A 22,502-nucleotide genomic window follows, 5' to 3' on the forward strand; every position below is an offset into this window, starting at 1 on the left:
CTTCTGCTTCCGCCAAACTACATCCTAGAAAAGGGTAAGATGTGAAGGTTAAGAAGGCTACGCAGCGAGGTTTCTGTTCTCCTCCCTCAGCACATCCGCTATGATCTCTACTGCCCTCATCATAAGCTCGTCACTTATGACTAGCGGCGGGGCTATCCTTATGGTTGACAGGCCGGAGCCTATTACTACCACGCCGCGCTTGAACGATTTCTCTATAACGTTGGCAAGCTCCTTGGTGGCAGGCTCCTTGGTGCGCCTGTTCCTGACCAGCTCCACGCCTATCATGAGCCCTTTGCCTCTGACATCCCCGATTATCTCGAGCTCGTCCTTGAGGTCGTTGAAGTACTTGATAACTTCGTTGCCAAGCTTTGTGGCGTGGTCCAGCAGGTTTTCCTCTTTAATCACGTCAATTACGGCGCTCATTGCGGCCGTGGCGATGGGGTTACCTCCGAAAGTGTTTGCATGGCTTCCTTTGGTGAGGGCCGCCGCCACGTCACCGCGGGCTACCACAGCTCCTAGCGGCAGGCCTCCGCCTATAGCCTTGGCTAGTGCCATTATGTCTGGCTTGACGCCCCAGTGCTCTATTGCGAACCACTTGCCGCTTCTTCCCATGCCTGCCTGGACCTCATCATCTATAAGGAGTATTCCGTACTTGTCAGCTATTCTCCTGAGCCCTGGGAGGAAGTTGTCAGGGGGCACTACGTAGCCTCCCTCTCCCTGTATGGGCTCAACAACTATTCCGGCGACCTCCGTGGGGTCCACGAGCTTTGCGAATATCCAGTCCTCTATGTAGCCAAGGACCGCCTCGCCGCACTCCTTGGGGTCATCAGTTCTGAAGACGCAGCGGTACGGGTATGGGTAGGGCACGTGTATGACTCCGGGCATCAGCGGGCCGAAGCCCTTCCTGTAGTGGGCCTTGCTTGCGGTGAGCGAGAGCGAGCCCATGGTCCTTCCATGGAAGGCGCCCAGGAACGCTATGAAGTACTGCCTTGAGCCTCCGAAGAAGTACCTGGCGAACTTGAGCGAGCCCTCTATGCTCTCGGTGCCGCTGTTGGTGAAGAATACCCTTCCATTGTTCACCGGCGATACAGTTAGCAGCTTCTCAGCGGCCGTTACCGCGCTCTCGTAATAAAAGTCTGTGAGCGAGTAATGCTGAAGCTTCTCAGCCTGCTCCTTTATAGCCTGAACCACCTTTGGATGGCTGTGGCCCACATTCATGACTGCAATGCCGGCGTTAAGGTCTATGTACTTATTTCCGTCGACATCTTCAACTACAGCGCCGTGACCCTCCTTAACAACGAGTGGAACCCACCTAACGTATGACTGTACAAGGGCCTTCGAGTCCCTCTCTATGATGCCTCTGGCCACAGGGCCAGGGGGCTCAACCCTTATCAGCGGCGCCTCTGACAACCCGAACACCAAGAGTTAATAGCGCCAGAGGTTTATCTATTAAAGGTGAGAAAACGTTGCCGAAATACGAGTTCGAGCTTGTAGAGGAGTATTTTCTAGAAGGAGAACATAGGTACAGGTTAAAAGTAAAAGGCACAAATTTAATTGTAAATGTAGCTGCTGACACGTTAGAGGAGGCAGCTTCCAAGGCAGCAGGCATTTTGGAGCATAGCGGCGCCGCGGAGTTCATAAAGCTAAATAGGGTTGAGGCGAAGCAGGGAGACAAGACATCGCAGGCCAAGAATTAAGTCAAAGAAGGACCTCATGATGGCGGCCCCCTTCTGTTGCTGATCTCTGCGTTAGATTCTATTGACCTGTGGGGCCATATCTGTGAGTCTATTATCACTGCATTGTCGCCTATAATTACGTCGTTACCTATATAGCTGTTGATAATCTTCACGTTGCTTCCCATTGCTACATGCCTTCCCACTATGCTAGATTCCACTGTAGAGTTGTCGCCTATTATGCTTCTGTCCATGACTATGGACTTAGTTACCCTGGCGCCGGACTTAACTATAACGTAATTATCTATAATAGAGTCCGTAATAGAGGCCCCGTCCTCCACCGTCACGTGCCTTCCTATAAGTACACGTCCGCTAAGGTCTATCCTCTTTTGGGCCGACCTCTCCACCAGGTCTAGGTGATCCTTCTTAGACCTTGAACTGAAGCCCATCATATATATGGTGTCGTGGTAAACCGTAGCCACGCCAAGCCTCTCCGGTGGCAGCGACTCGAGAAGGTAGAACGAGGCCTTCACGAAGTTCTCTATGGTGCCTATGTCAAACCAGTAGCCGTTTAGGGGGTATCCTACGACTTTATAGCCCTTAGCTATAAGATAGGGTATTATATCCCTTCCAAAGTCTCCCCTGCCCTGTTTTACAAGTGACGCGAACTCGTCAGACCTGAGGAACTTGACCATGTCGTGAGACAAAAGGTATATGCCTGTGTTAGCTAAATTCGATGGCGCCTTCTCAGGATCTGCGGGTTTCTCAACGAAGGACTCTATCGACCAGTCGTCCTTTAGCTTTGCTAGCCCCAGCTGTCTCAGCGACTCCCTGTCATCAACCCTCTTGAGGGCTATGGTCATAAAAGCCCCGTTAGACTCGTGGAACTTAGCTAGATCGCCGACGTTAAGGCTCACTACGGTGTCTCCTTGGACGACTAACACGTCATCGTTTATATCGTAGTAGTCTGCCAGTATTGAGATCGAGTGCGCGTTGCCTACGCTTGTTACGTTAGGCTGATACCTGAGCTTAAGCACCAGTCTCTTACCGTCTGGGGACCTTACCGAGAACCTCTCTCCAAGGTGGTCATAGACGTCCCTGTAGTTGTAAAAGCCGCTAACTCCAAGGAACACCTCTCCGACGCCCTGAAGCGCGAGCTCGTCGAGTATGAAGTCTATTACGAACCTGTTAAGGAACCTGACCATAGGCTTCGAGGTATCGACAGTAAATGGATAAAGCCTTGTCCCCAGGCCCCCAATTGGTATAGCGGCTTTCTTTACCTCTGGTATCCTGCCCACCAACTATTTCTTAGCCTTTTAGTACTTATAAGGGTTCGTCACGTTTCATTTCATGAAACAACAAAGAGCGCATTAATACCATGGTAGTGGGATCAGCACCTTCTGATAAGGCCTAGAAGGGCGTCTAGGTTTAGGCCAAAGATTTCCTGGGACCATCTGTTCAGGTAACTCGCGCTTACCGCTTTACTTACGACTTCCTTGGGCAAAGTGCTAAGGGCTGTGGCTAGGTCTGGGACGCTGCATGCCTTGGCCACCTCAGCCCCGCCGGAATTGTAAAACCTGAAGCAGAGGTCGTCAGGCAGCTTTACCTTAATGGCTGCGCATGGGTTCTCCTTGAGTCCATTCCTTATCATGAGCCCCAGGAGTTCGAGCGCGTAGCTGTAGGTCAGGAAGGAGTCATAGGGGTCTCCAAGGTAACTAAAGTATCTGTGAACCTCCCCCTCCCCTCCAGGCTTCGTTGCCATGTAGTAAAGGTTGTCGCTGACTGAGAGGAGCCTCCATGAGCGCAGGTAAGTGCCGCCCAGGGCACGAGCAAAGTAATAATACCTTCTTAGCACGTCAAAGGCCTTCCTCTGCATGCCATTTCCTAACCACGCGCTCAGGTCCCTTTCATCGGCCCAGCTTATGGTAGACCAAGGGGGCACATCAAGGTAATCCCTGGGCTCGAGGTTTAACGCCTCGGAGGCCTTGAGGAACGTGACGCCACGCTTCGAAAGCTCCACGGGGAGCCACCTTAGGAATTCGTGAATGCCGCTCTCGGGCCAGTGATGCTCCCCAAAGGTCTCATAATCAAGGGCGATGACCACCAGGTCGCCTGGCGTGCTGGCAACCCACGAGGCGTACTTATCCGCGGTCAGTGGGTACTCGCTCCACTGCCTATTACTGAACCTAAAGCCTATGTCATCGCTTAGCCTATAATTTCTAAGCAGAAGCTTCACGCCACAGAGCGGGTTCTTGTAGACATAGTTGGGCGATCTCCATCCGAGCAGCCAGTCGACCCCTTCAGTGATGACGCCCTTAAATCCAAGCCTTTGAAGCTCACAGCCTATGTCATTATTATATATGAACTCCGTGTTTTCAGCTATTGATGGGTTTACGCCAAAGGTCTCCCTGACGAGCTCGACTTGGGCCTTAACTTGGTCTTCGAACTCTGCCCTGTCGACAAACCATGCCAGGGAGTGGTAATACGTCTGGGCGGCAAGCTCAAGGAGGCCTTTGTCAACGAGCTTTCTAAGGAGATCTATAACCTCTTCGTGCTCTTTCTTGAGCTGTTCTAACAGAATGCCACTTATACTCATGGTCATCTTGAAGTCCTTCACTTTTTGTGAGGCTTCATACAGAATCTTGGTCGCGGCCAAGTAGGTCCTTGAGACGACGCGCGATAATATTTCTGAGTTGCCCATGACGTCTATGACATCGCTAAAGCTGGTGGGCAGGTTGCTCGGGCTGTAGAGTGACAGCCTCTTGAGTCGAAGAGGCTGGTGCAGCTCGAAGAACAGCGCTATGTGGGAAGTCATGATGATATCGCCCTGTAGTAGGCCATCTGCCTGGCCTTCTCATAACATTGCAGCAGCTGCTCTGCTGTGGACTCGGGCCGGAACCTCTTGTCTACGTCACTTATGGCGAACTCCCTGATGTCATTTTCAAGCGTGGGGTTCCTCTTTGCCATGGACCTAAGCTGCTCTATGGGCACGCGATCCAAATCGTGGTCCCACATAATATGGGACAACGACTCCATAGCTAGGCCCAGCTCGTAGGGGTCCTCAGGCCTGGTTAGCAGCCCGTCGCCTCTGCCGGACCTCAGGTCAACAACTATCTCCTTGAGTCCTCCCACCGCTGACGCTATGACTGGAGTCCCCACTGCTAGGGACTCGACGGCCACCAGCCCGAAGGGTTCCCAGCGCGAGGGCACTAGGGTGGCCGCTGCAAGCCTTATTATTGCCTTATACGCGTAATCTGGCACCCTATTTGATGATATGAGTACTCTTCCCCTGCGCTCCTCAGCCAACCTCTTGATATACTGTTCATAGCCATAATCGCCCACGGGCACTCCCAACACTACCAGCGAGGCGGAGGGAGCGTAATCCAGGGCCCTTATTGCTATGTCTATGCCTTTCTGGGACGTCAGTCTGCCCGCAACTATGAAGACCGCCAGGCTCTCGTCCATTTTATCAAGCCATGAGCCAGGTCTCACGTACTTGTCTATTAGTTCGAAGAGAACTTGATGGTCAACGTTGCCATAGTTGCTCTCTATCCATCTCTCGACCTCCTTAACGCTCCATTCCGTGCTGTTGTATGCAACGCATGATTTGCCCCCTATCCAATCGCCGTACCTCTTCTTAAGCTCCTCATTTAAGTAGCTGTAGCTTACGGTCTGTACGGCGTCAGCCTCTATGACACCAAAGGCCTCTACGTTGCCGCCTACGGAGTCCCACACGGCCCTGTTGCTGACAGGCTCGTGCCTGTACACCCTCCACACCAGGTGCGGTTCATCGTCAAGCCCTGACCACTCTGGCGAGGCGTAGTGCCATGGAAAGCTTGGGGAGCCGCTGAGGTGTATAGTGTAAAGTACTGGCACAGCGTAGCCCCTCTTCTCAAGTTCGTCGCGCAACGATATTCCTGCCAGCACCGTGTGCCAGTCATTGACATGTATAATGTCAGGCTGAACCTCGATCCACGAGAAGGCCTTCACGGCCCTAGCCATGAGGGCTGCCTTCTCCTCGACATACGCATAAGGGTTCCACGAGTCAAATATCACGCCGGTTGAGTAGTCAAGCCCTTTAAACATGACAACCCTGAAGCCCTCCATGAGGGCCTCCTCAGCGCCAAGACAGTAGTTATAGCTGTTGCCGTCAAGCCCCTTCCTGCTCCCACACACTGCAAAGTCCAATGGCCTTAAGTTGTACTTGGTTCTAATGCCGAGGTCTAGGTGCCTCCCATGCGAGGGCATGAGGACCGTTACCTCTACGCCCTTCTTGCTCAAATACTTCGCGTACCTGAAGACCGCCTCCCCAAGGCCGCCGACCTTAACCAGTGGTGATAGCTCAAACGTCAGGATCCAGGCCCTCTTTATTGAACGAGGCGCCACTAAAGCTCTTGGAGGCAAGCTTAAACCCGTTTTATAATCCAGGGGCTGCGTGGATTAAATTCTGATGGTTATAGGGGACCTAAAGGGGTTAGCTGTTGAGTGGTTTGGGCACTGCATTATAGTTAGCGTACCGAGCTTAAGAAGCAGGCTCAGGGGCATCCTTGTCCCTTTAACAATTTTTTCAAAGGTCAGCGCCGTGCCTAACCATATTCGGTCCCAGTACTTCCTTCCTACGCGCCTTGCGCTGCTCTTGACCTTAGGGCACTTAAGTCTGATATAGCCGAGCCCATCAATGAATGGGGTGTGCCCATGGTACAGGAAGCGTATGGTAACCTTACTTAAGCCTGCCAGGTTATACTCGCACAGGTCATAGTGAACCCTTGCGTAGGCAAAGAGCAGCCTATAGTCGTTATCGTTGTTTCTAGCGAAGACCAGCTCTATGGGCTCGTACTCGGCCTTGTTGTCACCCCTGTATATGGAAAACGGAAACCAGGAGTAGAGCACAAGGCCCACGAGGCCCAGTTCCTCGTTAACTAGGTCAGGCCACGCCGTTACCTTGAACTCCGACACGGGATCTACGTTCCTGGGTATCTCGACCTCAGCCCTGTACTTGTTTATAAGAACATCTATAAGGTGCCGGGAAGTCGCAGCCAACCTGGGCAACTCATCCTTAAATGCCTCCTGATCATCTATTGCCAGCTTCAGTGACGTGGGTATGCCATCAGTGTCAAGGATCCAGCGCTTTAAGCTGCCGCACTCCTTGACCAGCGAGTCTGCATCAGGCTGTCCGAGCACCAGCGGGCACCTGTGAGAGGCGGTAGTAGACCCTCTTTCTAGTCTTGCCCCTGTTCTCCACGCTAACGACCTCTATGTGACCCACTTCGCAGGTGTTCTTGACGTGGGGGGCTCCGTCGGCCTGTATGTCAACTCCCGGTATCTCAACTATTCTAAGCTTGTCAACTGCCGGGGGCAGCCTTCCGGCAAGCTTTACTATGCCGGGAATTTGAAGTGCCCTGTCGCGCTCAAGCCAGTAGACCTTGACGTCAATGCACCTGCTGAGCACATTATTTGCCTCGTCTACAGCGGTCAGTATAGCCTGTCTCCAGTTCTCCACGCCGCTCAGGTCAAAGTCGTCCTGCGCTTCATCAGGCTTAATGTGCCCTCCGGTTATCTTGGCTCCATATTTATTATAGAGCACCGCGGCCAGGACGTGGCTCGCCGTGTGGAGCCTCATCATGGAGTACCTTCTCTCCCAGTCCAGAACGCCCTTTACTTTATCCCCAGGGGATAGCTGAACCGGAGCCTCTGTTATGTGAGCTACATCATCACCGTCTTCGATAACGTTCACTACCTTTACTGTTGAGCCTGAGGGCAGCACCAGGAGGCCCGTGTCAGCATCAAGGCCTCCAGAGGGCCCTGGGTGAAAGGCCGTAGCGTCTAGATATATCTTATTTTGATCAACCCTGGTCACCGTGGCCTCGAACTCTTTCACGTATGAGTCCTCTTGGTAAAGCAGCCTTACCATTAACTACACCCCAGGCGTGGAGCCGCCGGCGGGACTTGAACCCGCGACCACCGGCTCTCTCGACCTCGGCCTTGGCCAGAGCCCATACGAGGCCGGCGCTCTACCGGCTGAGCTACGGCGGCCCGCCAGTTAGCCATAGGGTGGGCCGTTATTAATGCTTCGCTTCTACTGCAACTGATTAAGCTATGTATCCCACCATGTGTACCTAGTCGGTTTTATAAAGCTCCAAACGTAAAATACATAGTGCTTTAAAGCTTCTGACATCTTTTAACAAATAGGCCGAGCAGTTTGATTGATGTGGCAAGTAAATTCTCAAGCGGAGTGAAGTCCCTGAGGCCGTCCGAGATAAGAGAAATTCTGGCGCTGACGGAGAACAAGAAAGTGCTGAGCCTTGCCGGAGGGCTGCCGGGCCCTGAGGCCTTTCCGAAGGAAGAGCTCGCTGCCATAGCGTCAAGGGTCATAGAGGAGCTCGGGGACAGCGCCCTTCAATACTCACCCACCCTGGGCGTTATGCCGTTCAGGGAGGCCGTTGCAGACTTCGTGAGAGGCAAGGGCGTCAAAGTTACTGACAACGACAGGGTTGCTGTGACAACGGGAAGCCAGGAGGCGATATACCTGCTTGCAATGACGCTGATAAACCCAGGCGATGGCATCATAGTTGAGAGCCCCACTTACCTGGCGGCGCTCAACGTGTTCAGATACTACGGGGCCAACTTCATATCTATACCGCTAGACGAGAACGGCATGCGGACGGACCTGCTCGAGGACAGCATCAAGAAGGCTAAGGAGAAGGGCATTAACGTCAAGATGATATACACTGTAGCCACGTGCCACAACCCAACAGGCGTCATAATGAGCGACGACAGGAGAAAGGAGCTGATGGAAATCGCCAGCAAGTACGACCTGCTGGTAATAGAGGACGACCCCTACAGCTTCTTCGTGTTTGACGATGACGTGAATTTCACGCACCTTAAGACTATGGATGACGAGGGCCGCGTGATATATCTTGGCACATTCAGCAAAATCCTGGCTCCAGGGCTGAGGCTTGGGTACATGATAGCCGACAGGCAGCTCGTCAGGGCAGTCGAGCTGGCGAAACAGATGGTCGACCTTCACTCGTCCACACTTTCCCAGTACATAGCGCTCTACGCAATAAAGGAGGGCGTGGTTGACAGGACTATAGAGAAGGCCAGAAAGTCATACAGGGAGAAGAGGGACGTGATGATAGAGGCCCTGGAGGAGTACATGCCAGACGGCAGCCACTGGTTCAGGCCAAGGGGAGGGCTCTTCGCCTTCATATACCTGCCAGAGGGCGTTGACACATCAGACATGTTACAGATGGCCATAGACAGGGGCGTCGCATACGTGCCAGGCAGGAGCTTCTTCAGCGACGGCAGCGGCGCAAATGCAATGAGGATAAACTTCAGCTACCTGCCGCCTGACAAGCTGAGGGAGGGCATAAGGATCATAGCCAACACAGCTGTAGACTACCTAAAGGCTAAGGGCAAGGTTGCCTCCTGAGGGCTCGGAGCTCCAGACCTTCATCATTTTTCATCAGGTAAACCATCTCCTCACGGCCCTAGCACACTAAGTTTAGGGAAAGGCTCTTATCTTCAACGGGGCCTTCAAGTAATAGACTCTTCAGCGGATGCTATCTCCGGCCACTAACAGCTTGCGGCCTAGCCTTTGAACGCAACAATTTTATTATTATAGTGCGCCCTAGGTATACCCTGGCGTGAAGAGGCTCGAAAGGGCTGACATCAGGATGAAGAGCCCGCGCAGGGCTGACCGTAAAGTCTGCGGGTGAACTTGAGTAGAGGGTGCAGTGAGCGTGAAGTTCCTGGTAACTGGGGGTGCGGGCTTCATAGGCTCTCACCTGGTGGAGCTGCTGATAGAGGAAGGTCACGACGTCACGGTTGTTGATAACCTGAGCACCGGCAGGCTCGAGTTCCTCAAGGACGTGATGGGAAGCCCCCATCTCAGGTTCATTAGGGCCGACCTGACGAGCCCTGAGGTGGCCAGGGAGGTCACCAAGGGCGCTGACGCGGTGGTGCACCTGGCAGCTAACCCGGAGGTCAGAATAGGGTCGCAGAGCCCCGAGTCCATATATCTTCAGAACGTCCAAATGACCTATAACGTGCTTGAGGGCATGAGGGCTAACGGCGTGAAGGCCATAGCGTTTGCCTCGTCCTCCACGGTCTACGGGGAGGCAAGGGTTATACCTACGCCTGAGGACTACGGCCCCTGCTACCCGATAAGCGTGTACGGAGGCTCCAAGCTGGCCTCAGAGGGGCTGATAAGTGGCTACGCGTTTACCTTCGACTGGACCGCGGTGTCGTACAGGCTGGCCAACGTCGTGGGCCCAAGGTCTACCCACGGCGTCATATATGACTTCATAAACAAGCTCAGGAGGGACCCCACGCGGCTTGAGGTCCTGGGCGACGGCAGCCAGAGCAAGAGCTACGTGCACGTCAGCGACACGGTGAGGGCCATGTACCAGCTCTTCATGAAGGCCCTGGAGAAGGGGGTAAGGTATGAGGCCTTTAACATAGGCACCCCGGACAGGATATCCGTGCTTGAGATAGCTAAAATAGTGGCTGAGACCATGGGCCTAAGCCCACAGATATACACTACCGGAGGGGTCGACGGGGGAAGAGGGTGGAGGGGCGATGTAAAGGTAATGCAGCTGTCCATAGAGAAAGCCGTAAGCTGGGGCTGGTCCCCCCAGGTGGGGAGCAGCAGGGACGTCGTAAGGAGGGCGGTTACGGAGGTCCTGAGCGGGTTCAAAGCTTAATTTTCCCTGCGGCTAAACCTGAGCCAGGTGCCGCGGTAGTATAGTCCGGCCCAGTATGCGGGCCTTTCGAGCCCGTGACCCGGGTTCAAATCCCGGCCGCGGCACTTTTTCCTTTACCTTTAAATTGGAAGGGGGCTATGTTCCCTAGATAAATAAGGAATTCATGGTAACGAAGGATATTTGCAGCACTCTCGCGACTTAATAAAGAATGCGTGAGATCGTGGCAAATATTGACATAAAATAAGCTCGACAGCGAGCAAAGATTCGGATTCTAGAGAAAGTGGTTGAGAAATATGAATTGAGCTATGTTGTACAAAAGTCAAGATAAGAGTGAGTAGGAGTGCTCCATACGGATACTTTACAGAGAAAGTGAAGAAGACCTGGATCGGATAATTCAGCTAATTGCGAAAATGCTCGGTTTAGATGAACTAAGCGATGCACCCTGCGAGTTAAAACAGCAGATGGGGCCCCAAGACTATGCTAAGCGTTATCATTAACGCTATGAAGTACACGGCTTTCGTAATTTCCTCTTAACGTCACTTTGCCAGTGCATGGGGATTCCCTAAGGACTGCCATTGGCACATGCATAGTATAAGTGAAGAAGACGTAAAGAAATTTCGAAACGCTGCTCAGCAACATCGAAGAGCCTACCTCTTGCTACACCCCTTATCTAATTTGGGTTTCTCTCAGTTCGTTACCATCTTCCCCGAAATAGGCGATTCATACCAAAACTTGGGTAATTTAGCCTGACCCCCTATCGATGTCTGAAGTTCTCTAACTTCTTAGAGTCTCTTAATTGCAAAAGAACCCGTACCCTAACCCTTTGATATACATAATAGATGAGAAAGTACTGAATAAAAGCTACCTTGGTAGGCCTCAAAGTAAAAATGAAAAAGAAGATGTTGATGAAAAGCGCTTAAAAATCGAAGAAGATATCATGTCATTTTTATCTTTAGCAAAGGAAGCCCTAGGCGCTAAATCATTAATGATGATGGACAAAAGAGAATTTACTGAGTTTGTTTGCCGCCTAGCAGAAGAGGCTGGAATGAGAAAGGAATCCCCATTTAATGACTTGTGCAACGATTCTGGAAATAAAGATAACAATTACAATGAAACTAAAAACAACGAAAACAAGGATTTAATACCATATGATATAGGTGAAATAGAGATGTCAGCTCCTCCATACATTCCACTGCCATCTCCATACATTCCATACATTAATAGTATATATAAATTACAAAAATTGTTGAGAATATCCGAAACGAATGATGCTCTCAAACCGCCGCATTCTATTATATTTTTAATTAGGGAAGGGAAATCAGTGTCCGTTAATTTACTTATAATGCTAAGGGCCACACTTAGTATTAAAGATAAAATAATAGATCCTAAGGATTTAGCTTTGTCAGATACCAAGGATCAGTCAAGTAAAAAATGCAGAGCTAAGTGTAAGATAAAACCTGTTGATTATAGCTATGACTTAAATTTCGCTATATTTTTATCCTAAATGTCGCTTTTTTAATCAATGTTGTGGTGGATGTCTTTTAATCTCTCTAGAGTAAACTGGCTAGTTTAACTCTCTGAAGCATTTTATACATTCCACTACTGTTGTTCTGTTCTACTTATCTTTTCTACTTAAACGCGCAACGCTAAATGCTCTCTATCAAAGTTCCACTAAAACATTATCTAGTATTATTTCGAGCCGCGACCTAGGTTCAAATCCCGGTCACTGCACCTGGAGCCCTAAGTCCTCTAGGCAGATGTAAAGCCTAGAGGCCCGTGGGGCTTGATTTAGGATTAGAGGAATTTTGTGCCAAAGTCTGTTAGAACCCTATGGTCAACGCTACTGTGATCTGGTTTGTGTTAAAGCTCTTAACTTGTTTAGCGATGCAAACTTTGCTTTAAGGCGCCCTAAAGGGGCAAACGCACTTAACCCCACCAAGCACAAGGTCTACTGGAGCCGGGGTGGCCGAGCGGTCCAAGGCGGCGGGCTGCAGTGGCTGCGGAGACCCGTTAACTCCCGGGTTCGAATCCCGGCCCCGGCTCCACTCAGAGGCTAAAGGTCCACTACCGCCAGGCCCTCACGTCTTATGCATATCTTAGCTTCCCCTAGCCTGACGTGGTCTCCAGCGAGCCCTACCACCCTGAGGCCGCCCACCCTGGCCACGGCCCTGCGGACGCCGTCAAGCCCAACATACAGCTGCTCAACAATGCCATCTAAGGTGATGCCGTCGCACTCTGGATCTCCAATAAGCACGAAGTTGTACCTGGCAGCCATCGCTTTGCCGTCATCGCACGGCCGTGGATCAACGGCGTTGCACGGTATTATGTTATCATAGCCCAGGTAAACTGCCGCCTCGGCCTTAACTGGGTTCCTAACAGCGGTCTCCACGTCGCCCAGGTCGACAAGCTTCCCGCCGCTCATGAAGAGAAGCCTTGATGCCACCCTAAGGAGCTTGCTTATGGAGTGGCTTACAATAATGGTGGTTATCCCGAACTCCTTCGTCACATAACGTATTGTGTCTATGAGCTCCTCAACCGATGTCGGGTCCAGGTTGGAGGCGGGCTCGTCGAGGAGCAGGAGCGTCGGCCTGGCTATGACAGCCCTTGCTATGGCGACCCTCTGCATCTGCCCTCCTGAGAGCTCTGTGACCCTCCTGTCGAGGAGCTCACTTATGCGGAGCCTCTCGGCCATCTCCTTGACCAGCCTCTCCCTCTCCCTCCCTGGCACTCCCCTTACCTTAAGGCCGAACTCCACGTTGTCCCTGACGCTCATGTTGTCGAAGAGGGCGAGGCTCTGGGGCACGTAGCCTATGTTTCTCCTGTTTATGGGCATGTAAGTGGAATCGGCGCCGTTTATTATGACTTTACCCTTGACAGGCCTGTAGAAGCCGAGAACTGTCTTCAGCAGCGTCGTCTTGCCGGCGCCGTTGGGGCCGAAGATTAGGGCGACTTCGCCCCTCTCGAGCTCCAAGTTAATAGGGCCGAGCGTGAAGTTGCCCACCCTAGCTACTAGGCCCTCAAGCCTGAGCGCCGAGGCCAGCCCTGGACCCCCTCCTTGCCTCAAGGAGTATCCTTGCGAGCACAAATATGCCCAAAACCACCACTAGCATGGCTGCGGAGAACTTAGCTGCCTCTATTATTCCAATGCCCACGTAGGCCTCATAAATGGCCACAGGGGCCGGGTAAACAAGGGACTTACCAAGGTAAACCTCGTATGCTACTATGAAAAGCGCGCCTGCCTCGGAGGCGGCCCTGGCCCATGAAGTTAGGGCGCCTCCTGCTATGGACCTCTTGATCTTGGGCAGCACTACGCTGATGAAAGTCCTTGCCCTGGAGGCCCCCAGGCTCATCGCGGTGAGCTCAAGCTCCGGGTCAAGCATACTTATGGCTGACTCCACCACCCGCACAGAGTACGTCGCCGAGACGTACGTGACGGCCATGGCCGCGCCCAGTATAGTGTCGACGACGTTGATGTGAAGCCTGTGAAATATGGGGCCAAGCCCCACGTACCAGGAGAATGCAAGGACTATCATGACGCCAACTATTATGTGGGGTATTGCTATGGGTAGGTCTATGAGTGACTCGACAAGGCTCTTGCCCCTGAAGTTATAGCGACTCATGATGTATGCCAGGGGAACCCCAAAGATGACGGAGGCAACAGCAGCTATAGTTGACGTTATTATGGTGACCAGCAGGGCGAGCTCAAAGCTCCTCACCCTAAGCGCTTCCTCAAGCCCGCTGCTGCCGACTAACAGCAGCACGGCTATTGGGTATGAGAAGAAGAGCAGGAGGAGGCCCCCTATGATAACAAAAAGTACTATGAAGAGGTTCAGCCTGAGCCTGGCCAAGGCCCCTCACGATGAGCTGGAGGACGGGAATATACTGCTAAGGTATGACGCGTTGGACAGAGGTACTGTGAATGGCTTCAGCGGCGCAGGCACGGCCGAGTAGTTGCCGTAGACCACGCCGGGCACTATTGGGTTGATGCCGTAGCTCTCGAGCACCTTCTGGCCAGCTGGGCTGAATATTAGCAGCAGGAAGTCAACGGCGGCCTGCGGGTTCGGGGCTGAGTAAGGTATGGTAGCTGTGTAGACCACCGGGTTGCAGGCGAAGGTCTTAGTCACGCCGAGCTCGGTCCAGGTGATGTTCACCTGGTGATAGAAGTTAACGTAGCTCAGGTTGCCGAGGTTTATGAAAGGCGGGAGAGTTATGTACGTCATGTTGAAGCCCTTCTGCTGGTAAGCCTCGGTCTGCGGTATGGCGTTTGATGTGTATGCTGACAGCACAAACTGAACCGAGTTGTTAGCGTACATCAGCGTGAGGAGGTCTATCTCAGTGTTCCTCATCTGGTACTTAGACGGGTTGTTATAGACCGCGCCCCAGTAGTAGGAGGCGTTGTGCATGAAGGCGAGGCCGGCCAGCTTGAGCACGCACTGGGCCTGGTAGCCGCTTGGGTCAGTGAACGGGTTCGAGACGCCAACTACCGTGCTCGAGTTTACCGCTATTATGTCAAATATCTTCTCCCAGGTCTGGTTCCACTGCGCACTGAAGGGCTGCTCCGTCTGGGCCTGCTTCCAGAGGGCGTAGACCTCCTTGCCCGCGGGCGTCTCCAGGTCGACAATTATTACCATCTGCGTCACGCCGAAGGCTATCTCGTAGTTGGCGTACTTGGGGAAGAGCACGCTTGGTATAGTGGTGGTGTCGGCGCTGGCCACTAAGCTGAACACTTGGGTCGTGGCCTCCTTCTGCGCAACCTCGCCGCTACCCGCAAAGAGCGGCTGGCCTTCAGTTATTGACGGGTTGTACTGATTCAGCATCGATAGGAGCTGGCCAAAGCTAAACTTCAGGGTGCCTGCCGCGCCGACGGTGAAGGGAGAAGTAGAGACGGGGGCTGTGGTGGTATAGGTAGTTGTAGTGGTTGTAGTATATGTAGAGGTTGTCGCAGGCGCTGTAACAGTCACAGTCCTATGGGGCGCGGCCACGTACCCGGCTCCAGCGCCAACGACGAGCCCTATTACGAGGCCAACAACGAGGTATATCCATAACGATGCTCCTTTAGAGCTCACGCTGCTGCACCAAAGGGGTAAAGGGGAAATAGGCGATATAAAACTCTTCTTAGCTGATATAACTGTATTAATATACTGATGGCCTGCTTGAAACCTTTGAGGACAGGTAGGCCTCTATGGCCTCCCTAATTATTTCACTTCTGTATCTCTTTTCAGCCACCGCCAGCTTGTCAAGCTTCATTAGCGTGTCAACGTCGAGCTTAAACGTTATTATTCTTAGAGACCTGTCCGCAGGCATTTAAGGCCCCTGAAGCCTGTTCCGCGCTTCTCCATTAAAATCCAGGTCGCTAAGTCCACTATTCACGCCCTGCGGCGGAAACGTATGTCTTTTTACGAAACTGCCAGGGTACTAAGCTTTAAAAAGAGCCACATCAAATAGCGATACAGGTGCCGCCGTAGCTCAGCAGGTTGGAGCGCCGGACTCATACGGCCCTCGCGCCGAGGTCGGGGCTGGGGAAATCCGGAGGTCCCGGGTTCAAACCCCGGCGGCGGCACCATCTTTCCTTATTAAAAACCAGGAGAGTAAAATCCTGCGCGTTGCTAAAAGCGTGGGTCCAAAACAAAGCGGCTTCAAATGTATATTGAAATTATACCCCTAAAGGTCAGCGGAGCCACGAGGCCTAGCAGAACTATCAGCAGGGAGGCTATCAGCAGCGCAACGGCGTACCTGGCCCTTGGCTTTGGCGTATCCTCATAGTCCTTGCGGAGCATCTCCCTCGAGGCTATTATATAGTAGACGGAGCTCACGCCGCTGTTTATCAGCGCCGCCAGGGCCAGCCAGACGCTGAACCCCACGGCTGCAAGGAACATGTAGAGCTTGCCCCAGAAGCCCAGCAGCGGTGGAACCCCAAGAAGGCTGTAGAGTAGCACTGAGGCCGTGACTGCGCTCAGCGGGCTTGACTTCATGAGGCCCCTCAGGGAGTCAAGGCTTCCTCCCACCTCGCCGGCGAAGGCGAACAGCGGAGCCTTAGCCACGGCATAAGCTATTGACTGGAGGGCCACCGCGAACAGGGAGAGCCGCAGCATGTACTCGTTGCCTACGCCAGCGAAGTAGGAGGCCGCTGCTATTGCGGCGAAGATGTAGCCTACCTGCGCCATAGAGCTGTATGCAAGTATCACCTGTAGGTCCCTGGTGGTTAGGGCGGCGAAATTACCGTACGTCATGGTTGCGACCGCCAGCGCGGCGAGGGTTATTGCAATGATGGTGTGCAGCTGCCCGCCCGAAGCTATTATAACCAGGACCCTGGTCAGGATTGCAAGGAAGCTCAGCTTCACGACGGCAGCCACGAACGAGACGGTCCTTCCGTCGCCCCTGCCGTAGACGCTCGGCAGCCACCAGTGGAATGGGAAGAGGCCAACCTTGAATCCAAGGGCCGCCAGAAGCAGGAGCACCGCGAGGGCCATAAGCCCCCTGGCGTCCGTGGAGAGGCCGCTGACTGGAGTTATCGAGAACGTGTAAGCGCCGCTTGACACGGAGATGAATGCCAAGGAGCCGACTAAAGCAAGGGTCGCTACCATGCCTACGAAGATGTACCTTACGCCAGCCGCCTTGGCGTTCTTAGAGTCCGGGGCTGCTATTATTATGTAGCTGATCACCGAGACCAGCAGCCACGAGGCCAGTATTACCAGGGCGTTAGTCGCCCCAGCTAGGAAGAATGCGCCGAAGAGAGTCATGGGCACTAGGCTGTATAGCGATGGGCTGCTGCTCCACCCTAGCCCATCTGTGCCCACGGCCAGCAGGAATATCGCTGAGGCCAGCGAGGCGCCTAGAAGCATCAGGGACGTGAAGGAGTCCTGCACAACCAGCCCATGATAGAAGCTAAGCGGCCTGCCCAGAGAGGCCGCGTAGAACGATATTCCCATGGCCACCGCAAATGAGCCCACGCCTATGGCTGCCATTACCAGCGGGGCAACGTTGTCCCTGCGGCCCGACGGCGACGTTAAGGGTGCCAGCAGGGAGGCGGCCAGAGTGACGTAGAGCAGGAACTTAATAGTGCCTATCTCCCACATACTTTCTCACCTCCATGCCATGAACATCAGTATGCCTATAATCACCATCATGAAGAGGTAAAGCGTCAATATGTAATCAGTTCTGCCCCTCAGGAGGCCCCTGAGACCCCTTGAGGCCAGCTCGCCGGCCTTAGGGAGCACATAATGGTAGAAGAGGTCTATGCCCCTGTTGACTACGTTGAGCAGCCACGAGAGGCCCGCGAAGGAGTCAAGGAACAGGTAGTATATCGCCGAGTTCACGTACCACCTGTTGAAGAGGAAGGAGTGTATAGCCTTGAGCGCGTCGCTCTTCTGCAGCAGGTACACCAGGCTGTGACGCCTCATGTAGAGCAGCGCGACGCCCAAGATATCTATTATCACTACGGCAGTTATGACTATTGTCGTAAGGTCTATGGACGGCATGAACGGCGGGGTCACCCTTATGTCAAGGGTCTCCCCGACGCCGCTGGCAACCCAGTAACCCACGTAGAACCACGCGGCGCCCAGTACTATTGAGGCAAGGCCCAGTATTGCGTAGGGTATCAGCATTAGTGCAGGTGCCTCGTGGTAGTGCTTGCCTTCAGCCTCCTTATTAAGCGGCGGCAGGTGGAACACCCTGACTATAAGCCTTGTTATGTAGGCCGCTGTGAAGACCACCGCTATTACAGCTAAGGCATAGAGGGAGTAGACGGCGGTCCTCTCGACGGCGCCTAGGACAAGCTCCTTTGCGAAGAAGCCCAGGAACGGGGGCACCGCGGCCAGGCTGAGCCCTGCGAGCCACGTCGAGATGCCTGTGGCCTTCATGTATCTCCAGAAGTTGCCCATGTCATCTATGAACCTGCTCTCCGAGGCGTGGAGCGCGTAGCCGGCAACCAGGAAGAGCGCGGCCTTAAACACGGCGTGCGCTATCAGCATTGCAAGCCCTGCCATCTCGGCGTAGGCCATGGCCGCATAGTTGCCTGTCACCACTGCAAGGCCGCCCGCGGCCACCGCGAGTATCATGTAGCCCAGGTACTCCGCGGTTGAGAAGGCCAGTATGAGCTTAAACTCGTGGTTAACTATGGCCATAGTGGCCATCATGAACAGCGTCACCGCCGCCAAGGATGCCACCAGCAGGAAGTACTCATGTACTTGAGCAACGGCGGCGGGAGCCCCAAGGGACGCCGCCACCAGGGCTCCAACGAAGAATATGGGAGCGAACCTGAGCATGTAGTAAACTCCGACCTTAACCATGGTGGCTGCGTGTATCAGCGCTGAAACGGGGGTTGGACCGGTCATAGCTGTCACAAGCCATTCGAAGAAGGGGAACTGGGCGCTCTTGGAGAGGGCGCCCAGCGTGAACACGAAGAGGAATATGGCCAGGAGCCCCCTTGACGCTAGGAACGCCATCCAGCTGCCGGCGGAGCTGGCAATAGCTGGTATGCTCATCGACCCCACCAGCGCGAAGAGGCCAGTCATACCTATGATGAAGCCTACGTCGCCTACCCTGGTGAACAGTATTGCCCTGACGCCACTCGTGCTTGGCTCGAAGTACATGGGCTTTCCTAGGGCGGTGCTCCTGGGGACACCAACCCAATACTCTTCCTCGTCGGTGTACCAGTGGCCTATGAGCGCGTAGCTCGCAAGTCCTGTGCCCTCCCACCCAACGAACATAAGTATCAAGTTGCTTGCGGTCACTACAAGCATCATGCTGCCCACGAAGAATGATATGAAGAAGAAGTAGCGCTGAACTCCCCAGTCACCCTTCATGTACTCGACGCTGTAGAGGTCTATTAGGAAGCTGAGCCACGAAACTACAGTGGCCATTATAGCGCTGAGCCCGTCCAAGTAGACGCCAACGTGGACCCTCAGCAAAGAATCCCAGTACCAGGCGCTAGTGGCGTATATGACCTCGTGGTCTGCTAGCACGTAGTAGAGCGCAGCTGTTGAAACCAAGGCGCTGGCAAGCACGCTGAGCACGCTTATTATGCTATAGACCTGCTCCCTCCTCACCCCTGCCAGCCAGAGCAGGGCAAGTAGGCCGGCCCCAGTGAACGGGGCAAGCCAGGTCCATGACCAGGTTAGCCAGTACGCGTGAACCACCGTCATTATGGACCACCTCCAAATCCCGAGAGGAGAACCACGTGGGATATTGCGGCGCTAAGGCCTGTCGTGAGCGGGTTTATAGCTAAGAAGAAAACAACTCCAAATACCGCCACGGCCAGCATGGCTAGCTTGAAGCCGTCAACGCGCTCCCTGGCCTCAACCTTTGACCTTGGCTGGCCATAGAAAACTCTCCTCATGGTTATAAAGGAGTACGCGGCCGTTATCGTCAGTGCAACTATGAGTAAAAGGCTCAGCCCGAACATAGTGGCCAGGTTTATGAACAGTAATGACTTGACGACCCCGAGCACTACAAATATCTCGCTCCACATGCCAATGCTAGGCGGCAGCCCAGCTAAGTTCATGAAGCCAAAAAGGGCCAGGGCTGCCACTAGTGGGTACCTCCTCGCGAGGCCGCCCATCTTAGTTATGTCCCTGAGCCCGTGGGCCTCGGTTATGAAGACTCCGGCTGACATGAAGAGCAGGGCCTTGCCTATGGCATGCGATAGGTAGATCAGCATGGCGCCCATAATGCCATACTCGTTAAGGGTTGCAAGCCCCAGGAGCATGTAGCCCATCTGGCTTATGCTCGAGTATGCCAGGAACCTCTTGAAGTCGGTCTGCCTGAGCGACACAAGGCCCGCGTATATTATTGTTGTGAACGCAAGGCCCAGCAGGAAGTCGCGCCAGCTCTCCATCTGGGTCGGGAAGAGAGGTATGACGAACCTCGCTATCGCGTAGCCTGCAAGGCCTATGAGGTTAGGCGACAGAAGGGCGGAGATGGGCGTTGGCGCCTCAGCGTGCGCGTAGGGGAGCCACATGTGAACCCCGAAGACGGCCATCTTAACGAAGAGGCCGAAGAGCAGCAGCGCGGCTATCAGCGTCGCCGCCGAGCCTATGTACTCAACCGAGCCCACGGAAACCAGCTGCCCGTTCAATAAGGTCAAGTAGTCGAAGCTGTGAGTGAGGTAACCCAGGTAGAGGACTCCAGTCAGGAAGACCACGGCACCTATGTGGGTCCAGACGAAGTATAGCAGTGAGATCCTCCTCCTGTCACCGTAGCCATAGAAGGCTATGAGCAGGAACGATGATATCAGGCTGCCCTCAAGGAACACGTAGAACTCCACCAGGTTGGTTGAGTACGCAAGGCCCAGCATGGTGGCCGCGAAGATGTTGTAGAGCAGCAGGTAGGTGCCAAGGCTTGGGGGCCTCTCGCCCGACTCCTCCATCTCGCTTATCCTGGTCTCCATGTACTTTATGCTGTAGATCGCCACGAAGGAGGTCACTATGGAGAGCCCTATGATCACGGGCGCTGATAACCCGTCTATACCAAGGGCTATAGTGCCTACTGAGTACCTGGTTAAGTTGAAGTAAAGTGGGTCCACCAGACTCCCCGTCTCCAGAGCCCCTGAGGCGTAGCCGTAGACGATAATGAGGAGGGGGATGATGAGGGAGGCGGCCGACAGGTAGAACAGCGCATGAAGCCCTGATCTGCTCCTGAGAGGCCAGGCTATGATGCCAAGCAGCACGGGCAGGATAACGGTTATCCAGAGCAACGGGTACGGAAGTATCATATGGCGCTCACACCTCCGACTCCTCTAGGTCGCTGGATGAAAGCGACCTGTACTGCCTCAGAAAAGCTATGAGTATGGAGACCACTACCACCACCTCCACAGAGACCACAGAAATAACTATTATGCCAAAGTAAGCTGCAAGGGCCGCGAAGCCCGAGAGCAAGGGTATGACAAGGAGCAGCAGCCCATTGAATATGACCTCAACTGACAGCAGCTGCCTCAGCAGATTATTTGACGCGGTCAGGCCGTAGGCCCCAATCGCCATTATAATGGCTGAGGTCACGAAGAGCGTAGCTCCTACAAACGAGTCTACAAGGATCACTTCCTACCACCCCTCTTAGCTATAGAAATCGCCTCAACAACCGTGGCCGCCTGCCCTATGAATATGAGGGCCAGGACGGGCAAGTACTCCCTAAGGGCCCCGGCGGCCGCCGCTGACGCTGACAGTGAGGGAGGGACCGTAAACAGCCTGTAAAGCTCAGATATAACAACCACTGTTATTATAAATGTTGCCAGCGCGGCGGCCACCGTGAGCCCCCTGAAGGAGTCAAAGGACTCCTGCCCCTGGGGTCCTATCATGCTTATAGATATGACTATAAACATGACAGCGGCCCCCACATACACAAGGACCAGGTAAGCGCTGACCAGGCCAAACCCGGCAACTGCAAGCAGGGCGGCCGTAAAGGAGCCCAGTATGGCAAGCGTTATGCTGGCATAGACCAGGTCCTTAAGCCTTACCACAAGCATGGCTGACGCTATGGCCATTATCGAGAGCACTATGGCGTATAACGGCAGGTCTATGGACTCTCCGCTCACGAGCTTCCACCTCCCCCTGCTGGCTGGCTTGAACTTCCCTGATTTGAACTTTCTTCAACGCTTACCTTGACGAGCCCCCTCTTCTCGTCAAACACGTAGGTGACGGGGACTCCCTCCTTAGCTGTTACGAACTCTGGCTCCTTCTGGAACTCCTCCACGTTGAGTATCATGTCCTGCATGTTAAGGTAGACAAGATCATGGTATGGCACGTGGTATAGTGCCTCAGTCGGGCACACGTCAACGCAGTAGCCGCAGAATATGCAGCGGTTGTAGTTAATTACAGGATACTTCTTCTTCATCGCTCTGTTTAGCTTTTTGTCCTTGACCTCCATGGTCACCATTTTCATGGCCCTTGCCGGGCATATCCTGGCGCAGGAGGCGCAGCTTATGCACTTGTCAAATATGAGGACTATGTAGCCCCTGTAGCCTTGCCTCAGTTTAATGTACTCGTGGGGGTAGAGCAAAGTTATCCTGTTGGGGTCTATGAAGTACTTAACTCCTACTATCAGTGCCCCCAGGTTTCCAGCTATGGCTCTGCCCAGGAACGTGGCCCTCGGAACCCTCTTAAGCGACGGTCTTGCGGGCATGACTTATCAC

20 protein-coding genes and 4 tRNA genes are annotated in these 22,502 nt (G+C 53.7%); 7 read left to right on the top strand and 17 right to left on the bottom strand.

Annotated features, from left to right (window positions below; all coding sequences use genetic code 11):
* Positions 1 to 57 precede the first annotated feature (57 nt).
* A complete protein-coding gene (locus ACZ5OO_RS06045; protein WP_464078036.1) occupies positions 58 to 1,419 on the bottom strand; it encodes an acetyl ornithine aminotransferase family protein in 1,362 nt (453 codons plus the stop codon).
* Positions 1,420 to 1,466: 47 nt separating this feature from the next.
* Between ACZ5OO_RS06045 and ACZ5OO_RS06050 the strand changes: the two genes are divergently transcribed.
* On the top strand, positions 1,467 to 1,697 hold the full coding sequence (locus tag ACZ5OO_RS06050; RefSeq protein WP_464078037.1) for a hypothetical protein: 231 nt from the start codon (positions 1,467 to 1,469) through the stop codon (positions 1,695 to 1,697).
* Between the two features lie 14 nt (positions 1,698 to 1,711).
* On the opposite strand, the gene ACZ5OO_RS06055 is transcribed toward ACZ5OO_RS06050, so the two are convergent.
* From ACZ5OO_RS06055 to ACZ5OO_RS06080, 6 genes are all read right to left on the bottom strand, one after another.
* Positions 1,712 to 2,971, bottom strand: a complete 1,260-nt coding sequence (locus tag ACZ5OO_RS06055; RefSeq protein WP_013266280.1) for a sugar phosphate nucleotidyltransferase — start codon at positions 2,969 to 2,971, stop codon at positions 1,712 to 1,714.
* A 92-nt stretch (positions 2,972 to 3,063) separates the two neighbouring features.
* On the bottom strand, positions 3,064 to 4,488 hold the full coding sequence (locus ACZ5OO_RS06060; protein ID WP_013266281.1) for a glycoside hydrolase family 57 protein: 1,425 nt from the start codon (positions 4,486 to 4,488) through the stop codon (positions 3,064 to 3,066).
* Complete coding sequence (locus ACZ5OO_RS06065; protein ID WP_013266282.1) at positions 4,485 to 6,059, bottom strand: glycogen/starch synthase; 1,575 nt, start codon at positions 6,057 to 6,059, stop codon at positions 4,485 to 4,487. The genes ACZ5OO_RS06060 and ACZ5OO_RS06065 overlap by 4 nt, the downstream gene beginning before the upstream one ends.
* 54 nt (positions 6,060 to 6,113) lie before the next feature.
* Positions 6,114 to 6,854: a hypothetical protein gene (locus ACZ5OO_RS06070; RefSeq protein WP_013266283.1), complete on the bottom strand. Its 741-nt coding sequence runs from the start codon at positions 6,852 to 6,854 to the stop codon at positions 6,114 to 6,116.
* Positions 6,838 to 7,584: an alanyl-tRNA editing protein AlaXM gene (alaXM, locus tag ACZ5OO_RS06075; RefSeq protein ID WP_464078038.1), complete on the bottom strand. Its 747-nt coding sequence runs from the start codon at positions 7,582 to 7,584 to the stop codon at positions 6,838 to 6,840. The genes ACZ5OO_RS06070 and alaXM overlap by 17 nt, the downstream gene beginning before the upstream one ends.
* 17 nt (positions 7,585 to 7,601) lie before the next feature.
* A tRNA-Thr gene (locus ACZ5OO_RS06080) sits at positions 7,602 to 7,706 on the bottom strand.
* A 175-nt stretch (positions 7,707 to 7,881) separates the two neighbouring features.
* Here ACZ5OO_RS06080 and ACZ5OO_RS06085 point away from each other — a divergent pair.
* The 5 genes from ACZ5OO_RS06085 (at position 7,882) to ACZ5OO_RS06105 (ending at position 12,423) form a co-directional block, all read left to right on the top strand.
* Positions 7,882 to 9,105, top strand: a complete 1,224-nt coding sequence (locus ACZ5OO_RS06085; protein WP_464078566.1) for an aminotransferase-like domain-containing protein — start codon at positions 7,882 to 7,884, stop codon at positions 9,103 to 9,105.
* 310 nt (positions 9,106 to 9,415) lie between these two features.
* The gene (locus ACZ5OO_RS06090) at positions 9,416 to 10,378 is read left to right on the top strand and encodes an NAD-dependent epimerase/dehydratase family protein (protein ID WP_048812945.1); all 963 of its coding nucleotides are present in this window, start codon (positions 9,416 to 9,418) and stop codon (positions 10,376 to 10,378) included.
* Between the two features lie 29 nt (positions 10,379 to 10,407).
* Positions 10,408 to 10,482 (top strand) — tRNA-Glu (locus ACZ5OO_RS06095).
* A gap of 719 nt (positions 10,483 to 11,201) precedes the next feature.
* Positions 11,202 to 11,882, top strand: coding sequence for a hypothetical protein (locus ACZ5OO_RS06100; protein WP_464078039.1), 681 nt, complete (start codon positions 11,202 to 11,204; stop codon positions 11,880 to 11,882).
* A gap of 452 nt (positions 11,883 to 12,334) precedes the next feature.
* Positions 12,335 to 12,423: transfer RNA gene (locus ACZ5OO_RS06105), tRNA-Cys, on the top strand.
* An 8-nt stretch (positions 12,424 to 12,431) separates the two neighbouring features.
* Here ACZ5OO_RS06105 and ACZ5OO_RS06110 read toward each other — a convergent pair.
* The 4 genes from ACZ5OO_RS06110 to ACZ5OO_RS06125 form a co-directional block, all read right to left on the bottom strand.
* Positions 12,432 to 13,442: an ABC transporter ATP-binding protein gene (locus ACZ5OO_RS06110; RefSeq protein ID WP_013266288.1), complete on the bottom strand. Its 1,011-nt coding sequence runs from the start codon at positions 13,440 to 13,442 to the stop codon at positions 12,432 to 12,434.
* The gene (locus ACZ5OO_RS06115; protein WP_013266289.1) at positions 13,396 to 14,226 is read right to left on the bottom strand and encodes an ABC transporter permease; all 831 of its coding nucleotides are present in this window, start codon (positions 14,224 to 14,226) and stop codon (positions 13,396 to 13,398) included. The genes ACZ5OO_RS06110 and ACZ5OO_RS06115 overlap by 47 nt, the downstream gene beginning before the upstream one ends.
* A 6-nt stretch (positions 14,227 to 14,232) precedes the next feature.
* Positions 14,233 to 15,444, bottom strand: coding sequence for a substrate-binding domain-containing protein (locus tag ACZ5OO_RS06120; RefSeq protein WP_013266290.1), 1,212 nt, complete (start codon positions 15,442 to 15,444; stop codon positions 14,233 to 14,235).
* A gap of 67 nt (positions 15,445 to 15,511) precedes the next feature.
* Positions 15,512 to 15,682 carry a CopG family ribbon-helix-helix protein gene (locus ACZ5OO_RS06125; RefSeq protein ID WP_013266291.1) on the bottom strand — a complete coding sequence of 57 codons (171 nt, stop codon included), beginning with the start codon at positions 15,680 to 15,682 and terminating at the stop codon, positions 15,512 to 15,514.
* A gap of 151 nt (positions 15,683 to 15,833) precedes the next feature.
* Between ACZ5OO_RS06125 and ACZ5OO_RS06130 the strand changes: the two genes are divergently transcribed.
* Positions 15,834 to 15,941: transfer RNA gene (locus tag ACZ5OO_RS06130), tRNA-Met, on the top strand.
* A gap of 73 nt (positions 15,942 to 16,014) precedes the next feature.
* Here ACZ5OO_RS06130 and nuoN read toward each other — a convergent pair.
* The 6 genes from nuoN to nuoI are packed head-to-tail and all read right to left on the bottom strand — an operon-like array spanning position 16,015 to position 22,492.
* Positions 16,015 to 17,454 (bottom strand): NADH-quinone oxidoreductase subunit NuoN, encoded by a 1,440-nt coding sequence (gene nuoN, locus ACZ5OO_RS06135; protein ID WP_464078040.1) that lies wholly within the window; start codon positions 17,452 to 17,454, stop codon positions 16,015 to 16,017.
* 6 nt (positions 17,455 to 17,460) lie between these two features.
* Positions 17,461 to 19,521: an NADH-quinone oxidoreductase subunit 5 family protein gene (locus ACZ5OO_RS06140; protein ID WP_013266293.1), complete on the bottom strand. Its 2,061-nt coding sequence runs from the start codon at positions 19,519 to 19,521 to the stop codon at positions 17,461 to 17,463.
* Entirely contained in the window at positions 19,521 to 21,089 is a 1,569-nt protein-coding gene (locus ACZ5OO_RS06145) for a complex I subunit 4 family protein (RefSeq protein ID WP_013266294.1), read from the bottom strand. Before ACZ5OO_RS06145 ends, ACZ5OO_RS06140 begins: the two co-directional genes overlap by 1 nt.
* A gap of 7 nt (positions 21,090 to 21,096) precedes the next feature.
* Complete coding sequence (locus ACZ5OO_RS06150) at positions 21,097 to 21,411, bottom strand: NADH-quinone oxidoreductase subunit K (RefSeq protein WP_013266295.1); 315 nt, start codon at positions 21,409 to 21,411, stop codon at positions 21,097 to 21,099.
* Positions 21,408 to 21,905: an NADH-quinone oxidoreductase subunit J family protein gene (locus tag ACZ5OO_RS06155; RefSeq protein WP_013266296.1), complete on the bottom strand. Its 498-nt coding sequence runs from the start codon at positions 21,903 to 21,905 to the stop codon at positions 21,408 to 21,410. The genes ACZ5OO_RS06150 and ACZ5OO_RS06155 overlap by 4 nt, the downstream gene beginning before the upstream one ends.
* Positions 21,902 to 22,492 carry an NADH-quinone oxidoreductase subunit NuoI gene (gene nuoI / locus ACZ5OO_RS06160; RefSeq protein WP_013266297.1) on the bottom strand — a complete coding sequence of 197 codons (591 nt, stop codon included), beginning with the start codon at positions 22,490 to 22,492 and terminating at the stop codon, positions 21,902 to 21,904. The genes ACZ5OO_RS06155 and nuoI overlap by 4 nt, the downstream gene beginning before the upstream one ends.
* Positions 22,493 to 22,502: the final 10 nt, after the last annotated feature.

The sequence above is a fragment of the Acidilobus aceticus genome, assembly GCF_055392325.1.

What these genes read in the sequence shown, in the direction of transcription:
- ACZ5OO_RS06140 (WP_013266293.1), bottom strand. Translation starts at nt 19,521, where the DNA reads ATGACGGTGGTTCACGCGTACTGGCTAACCTGGTCATGGACCTGGCTT.
- nuoN (WP_464078040.1), bottom strand. Translation starts at nt 17,454, where the DNA reads ATGTGGGAGATAGGCACTATTAAGTTCCTGCTCTACGTCACTCTGGCC.
- alaXM (WP_464078038.1), bottom strand. Translation starts at nt 7,584, where the DNA reads ATGGTAAGGCTGCTTTACCAAGAGGACTCATACGTGAAAGAGTTCGAG.
- ACZ5OO_RS06060 (WP_013266281.1), bottom strand. Translation starts at nt 4,488, where the DNA reads ATGACTTCCCACATAGCGCTGTTCTTCGAGCTGCACCAGCCTCTTCGA.
- ACZ5OO_RS06145 (WP_013266294.1), bottom strand. Translation starts at nt 21,089, where the DNA reads ATGATACTTCCGTACCCGTTGCTCTGGATAACCGTTATCCTGCCCGTG.
- ACZ5OO_RS06125 (WP_013266291.1), bottom strand. Translation starts at nt 15,682, where the DNA reads ATGCCTGCGGACAGGTCTCTAAGAATAATAACGTTTAAGCTCGACGTT.
- nuoI (WP_013266297.1), bottom strand. Translation starts at nt 22,492, where the DNA reads ATGCCCGCAAGACCGTCGCTTAAGAGGGTTCCGAGGGCCACGTTCCTG.